The following is a 4,885-nucleotide window of genomic DNA, read 5'->3' as shown; positions in this document are numbered from 1 at the left end:
CCGCACCTGGGCCGGGAGGCCGGTCTGCCCCTATCTTGTGGCCCATGACCGGCATCCCGCACGACACCCCCGGCGAACCGGACCCGCTGCGCGCGCTCGACCTGGCCCGGCTGCGCCGCCGTACGAGCATGAAGTGGCGCGCCTACCCCGAGGACGTGCTCCCGCTGTGGGTGGCCGAGATGGACGTGCCGCTCGCCGAGCCCGTGGTCCGCGCCGTCACCGACGCGCTCGCCCTCGGCGACACCGGCTACCCCGCGGGGACCGCCTACGCCGAGGCACTCGCCGGCTTCGCGGCCAAGCGCTGGCACTGGGACGGGGTCGCGGTGGAGCGCACCGCGCTCGTCCCGGACGTCATGCTCGGTGTGGTCGAGATGCTCAGACTGGTCACCGGGCCCGGCGACCCGGTCATCGTCAACTCGCCGGTGTACCCGCCGTTCTACCAGTTCGTCACGCACATGGATCGCCGGGTGGTGGAGGCCCCGCTCGGTGCCGATCTGCGCATCGACCCGGCGACGCTTCGGGAGGCATTCGCCGGGGCGACGGCGGGCGGCGGCCGTGCCGCCTTCCTGCTGTGCAGCCCGCACAACCCCACCGGCACCGTGCACACGGCCGCCGAACTCGCGGCCGTCGCGGAACTCGCCGAACGGTACGGCGTCCGTGTCGTCGCCGACGAGATCCACGCCCCCCTCGTGGCCCCCGGCGTCACCTTCGTGCCCTACCTGAGCGTGCCCGGAGCCGGCCGGGGCCTGTCCCTGATGTCGGCCTCCAAGGGCTGGAACCTGGCGGGCATCAAGGCCGCCCTCGCCCTGGCCGGGCCCGAGGCCGCCGATGACCTGGCCCGCATGCCCGAGGAGGTGAGCCACGGTCCCAGCCACATCGGCGTCATCGCGCACACCGCGGCGCTGCGCGACGCCACCGGCTGGCTCGACGCCGTGCTCGCCGGACTGCAGACCAACCGGCGCCTGCTGGGCGCCCTGCTCGCCGAGCACCTGCCCGCGGTCCGCGCGTACCCCGCCGAGGCGACCTACCTCGCCTGGCTCGACTGCCGCGCCCTCGGCCTCGGCGACGACCCCGCCCGGGCCTTCCTCGACCGCGGCCGGGTCGCCCTGAGCTCCGGCATCCCGTTCGGCACCGGCGGCGCCGGGCACGTGCGGCTGAACCTGGCGACGACGCCGGAGATCCTCACCGAGGGGGTCCGGCGCATGGCGGCCGCGCTGTCGTGACCCGGGCCGGGGAGCGAAAAGCCCACCGGCCGGCGTGGCCGAGGAGCGATCCGGCCCCGTGGACGGCGGGCTGACGAGGCATAGACTTCCGGGCATGGACGATTCGCGGCTGGACCGGCTCGGCGCCGGCAAGTACCTGTTGGTCACCAGCCGGCGCAGGAACGGCGCCCCCGTCGCCACCCCGGTGTGGGTGGTCCGGGACGGTGACGCCCTCGGGATCTGGACGGCCGCCGACAGCGGAAAGGTCAAGCGGATCCGGCGCCGCGCCGATGTCCTCGTCGGCCCGTGCGACGTGCGGGGCAATCCGACCGGCGAACAGTCGCCGGCCACGGCGGAGATCGCCGACGCGGCCACCACCGCCCGCTACCGCGCGCTCATCGCCCGCAAGTACGGCATCCTCGGGCGGCTCACCCTGCTGGGCAGCCGGCTGCGGCGCGGCCTGGACGGCACGGTCGGGATCCGGGTGACCCTCGCGGACTGATTGCCACCCAGGGCGTACCGCCCAGGCTGGAGCGCTCGGCGCTCCCCGGAGCAGGCTCGGCGAACTTCTCCTCGTACGTGCCGCCGACCTCGGGGCCGGTGCCGCTGTGCAGGTCGTCGGGGTGCTCGGCGATGGCGCCGATGTGCTCACGCCCAGCGCCCCCACGGACGGCGACACACGCGGCGGGGGCGCGCCGGGGTGCCGGGTTCCCGCCGGCCGACGGGGTCCCGGTGACCGGTGGCACGCTGTGCGACGCGGTGGACCCCCGCCCGGCCGGCGCCTGCCTGGGCGCGGCGCACACGGGTTCTCGCCGGACGCCGCCCGGTGGGAGACCGGTCGAGAGGCCGGCCGGTGGCCGGCAACTCCCGTCAGGTCCAGGCCCGGTACGGCTCGTCGACCAGCTGGAAGACCGGCTCGCCGCGCACCGGGTCCTTGGCGGTGGACAGCCGGACCCGGTCGCCGCTGTGGATGCCGATCGGCGGGCCCATGACCCGGCCCCGTACGACGAAGCCCTCGGCCATCTCTATCAGCGACACGTTGCGCGCGGCAGGCGTGTTGCGGTGCACCACGGTGGAGTGGCGGACCGTTCCGACGCCCTCGCTGCGCTCCGTGCGCAACTCGCTGCCCTGGCACACCGGACACAGCAGCCGCTGGTGCATCGTGGTGCCGCACCAGGTGCAGCGCTGGTAGAGGATGGCGTCCCTGGAGTCCGCGGAGACGGGGTCGAGAACACCCGCCGCGGAGCCGGCCGCCGGATGCGAGGTGCTTGCTGAGTGGTGGTACACGCTGGTCAACTCCCTGCGCTGGGCCGGAATCCCGCGTGCCCGGCGCGACCCGCGCACGCGTGTGCGCGGTTGCCGTGCCGCCGCGCACGCCGACAGAGTATGGCACTGGGTGCCACTCGTAAAGGCACTCCGTACCCCCAGTTTTGCCGGCTGCCCTCCGCGGGTCCCCGTGTGGCTGCCCGTCAGGCCCGGCCCAGCGCCGTCTCCAGCTCCTGCACCACCCGCCACAGGGGGGCGTCGCGGCGGGCGACGACCACCACCACGCCGCCGGGTTCGCCCGCGGCGCCCTCGTGCGCCGCGGGGCCGGCCGGCGCGGGCGCCGCGGGGGTGTCCGCGCCCTGCCCGAACGCCCGCTGCACAAGGGCCAGTGCGTGGTCCACCGCCGCGCCCGCGTCGCCCGTGCCGTCCGACCGCAGCCAGGAGCGCAGCGCGTTGTTGTGCGCGGCCACGACCGCGGCCGCGATCACGTCGGCCCGCAGCGTCCCGTCGGGCCGGCCGGCGAAGCGGCCGCGCAGGTACTCGGCCAGCGCCCGCTCGTAGCGCCAGACCACCGACAGCTCGTACGCGCGCAGGCCCGGCACCTCCTTGGTGAGGCGGTAGCGCTGGACGGAGAACGTCGGGTTCTCGGCGTACATGCGCAGTACCATCCGGGCCGCGTCGCACACCCGCCGCACCGGCTCGTGCGCCTCGTCGCTCGCGGCCAGGAAGGCCGTCATGTCGGACAGGCAGCGCTCGTGGTCGGGGAAGACCACGTCCTCCTTGGAGGGGAAGTAGCGGAAGAACGAACGCCGGCCGACCCCGGCCAGGGCCACGATGTCGTCCACGGTGGTCTGCTCGTAGCCGCGTTCCAGGAAGAGCTGGAAGGCCGCCGCGACCAGGGCGTCCCGCATCGACGGCTTCGCGGCCGGCGCCGCGCTGCTGGAGCTCATGGACGGGAACGTAGCACCCGGAGCCGGATTCACGACACTCAGTGCAGCGATGGCCGCCATGTGAGGGAACTGAGTGCTCTGCCCGGCGGCGCAGCCGGGCGGGGGCGCCGGCGCGCGACGTGCCGTGGCCCCGGGCGCACGGAGCGCCGGGGCCAGGAGGGCCAGGAGGGCCAGGAGGGCCAGGAGTCATGGGCCGGGGGCGGGTGTGCCCCCACCCAGACGTAACCTTTCTGCATCCCGCGCCGACCACGGCCGCACCCGCCCGAGGAGACCCGCATGCCCGCCGCCCGCCCCCGCGTCCTCTACGTCACCGACCTGGCGTACCAGGCCCGCGGGCGCCGGTACGGCGACGAGGACGTCTTCCTCGCCTCCCGGCTCCGCGCCCACTTCGACCTGGCCCTGTGCCACCCGCTCGACGCGGCTGCCCTGATGGACCGCTTCGACGCCGTGGTCGTCCGCAACAGCGGGCCGGTGCTCGGCTACCAGAAGGAGTACGACGCCTTCCGCGCACAGGCGCTGGAGAGCGGCACGCCGGTGTACAACCCGCTCACCGGCAAGGCGGACATGGCCGGCAAGCAGTATCTGCTCGACCTCGGCGCCGCCGGGTTCCCCGTGATCCCGACCGTCGGCGGCGCCGAGGACCTGCACCGGCTGCCCGCCGCGAGCCGCTACGTGGTCAAGCCCCGGCTCGGCGCGGACTCCCTCGGCCTGCGCATCGTCCCCGCCTCCCGGGTCGCCGAGGCCGCCCGCGGCGACGTGCTGATCCAGCCCCGTATCGACTTCGCCTACGAGGTGTCCTTCTACTTCGTCGACGACGACTTCCAGTACGCCCTGTACGCCCCCGACCCGCGGCGCCGCTGGGAGTTGAGGCCCTACGCGGCGACCGCCGCCGACCTGGAGTTCGCCCGGCGCTTCGTCGACTGGAACGAGCTCGGCCACGGCATCCAGCGCGTGGACGCCTGCCGTGCCCCCGACGGCGGTCTGCTGCTGGTCGAACTGGAGGACCTGAACCCCTACTTGTCCCTGGACGCCCTGTCCGAGGACGACCGGGACGCCTTCGTCGCCGCGTTCACGGCGTCCCTGGGCCGTTTCGTGCGGCTCGGCCCGGCCGTACGGTGATCCGTCCCGGGCCCGTCGGGTCGCGGCAGCCCGGCGCCGGCGGGGCCGGGCGGGCCTGAACGGGGCCGTGCCGCGCGCCGTATCTCTGCACGGGACCGCGCACGTCCCGTCCGTGGGGGACGGAAGGAGAGCCAGGTGCCGACACCGCCCGATCCTGAACGGCCGCACCCCGGACCGGTGCTGGAGCCCGTCCGGGTCGAACGGCTGCGCCGCTTCGACGCGCTCGCCGAGCTGATGCGGGACATCCACCCGGAGCGGGAGGCCCACCAGCCCGCCGCGTCCGTGCCGCGCCACACCGCGGCACGCGCGGCGCCCGCCGCCGAGGAGGAGACCCAGGAGCTGCCACCG

General features: G+C 75.0%; 5 protein-coding genes and 1 pseudogene. 4 read left to right on the top strand and 2 right to left on the bottom strand.

Annotation, left to right across the window (positions count from 1 at the left end; all coding sequences use genetic code 11):
- Positions 1–44 precede the first annotated feature (44 nt).
- Together ACLU3S_RS35830 and ACLU3S_RS35825 are read left to right on the top strand one after the other, a co-directional pair.
- On the top strand, positions 45–1,223 hold the full coding sequence (locus ACLU3S_RS35830; protein WP_413956152.1) for a MalY/PatB family protein: 1,179 nt from the start codon (positions 45–47) through the stop codon (positions 1,221–1,223).
- Positions 1,224–1,317: 94 nt separating this feature from the next.
- The gene (locus tag ACLU3S_RS35825; RefSeq protein WP_413956151.1) at positions 1,318–1,704 is read left to right on the top strand and encodes a PPOX class F420-dependent oxidoreductase; all 387 of its coding nucleotides are present in this window, start codon (positions 1,318–1,320) and stop codon (positions 1,702–1,704) included.
- Positions 1,705–2,072: 368 nt separating this feature from the next.
- Here the strand turns inward: ACLU3S_RS35825 and ACLU3S_RS35820 are convergent, their stop codons facing one another.
- The gene (locus ACLU3S_RS35820) at positions 2,073–2,489 is read right to left on the bottom strand and encodes a Zn-ribbon domain-containing OB-fold protein (protein WP_413956150.1); all 417 of its coding nucleotides are present in this window, start codon (positions 2,487–2,489) and stop codon (positions 2,073–2,075) included.
- A gap of 182 nt (positions 2,490–2,671) precedes the next feature.
- On the bottom strand, positions 2,672–3,418 hold the full coding sequence (locus tag ACLU3S_RS35815; RefSeq protein ID WP_413956149.1) for a TetR family transcriptional regulator: 747 nt from the start codon (positions 3,416–3,418) through the stop codon (positions 2,672–2,674).
- Positions 3,419–3,694: 276 nt separating this feature from the next.
- Between ACLU3S_RS35815 and ACLU3S_RS35810 the strand changes: the two genes are divergently transcribed.
- Positions 3,695–4,537, top strand: a complete 843-nt coding sequence (locus ACLU3S_RS35810) for a hypothetical protein (RefSeq protein WP_413956148.1) — start codon at positions 3,695–3,697, stop codon at positions 4,535–4,537.
- Between the two features lie 135 nt (positions 4,538–4,672).
- Positions 4,673–4,885, top strand: a pseudogene (locus ACLU3S_RS35805) (hypothetical protein); the annotation flags it as partial.

The sequence above is a fragment of the Streptomyces sp. AF1A genome (assembly GCF_047340315.1).
Taxonomy (GTDB): domain Bacteria; phylum Actinomycetota; class Actinomycetes; order Streptomycetales; family Streptomycetaceae; genus Streptomyces.
The sequence above is the reverse complement of the archived record's forward strand: the minus strand, read 5'-3'. Positions and strand labels throughout refer to the sequence as shown.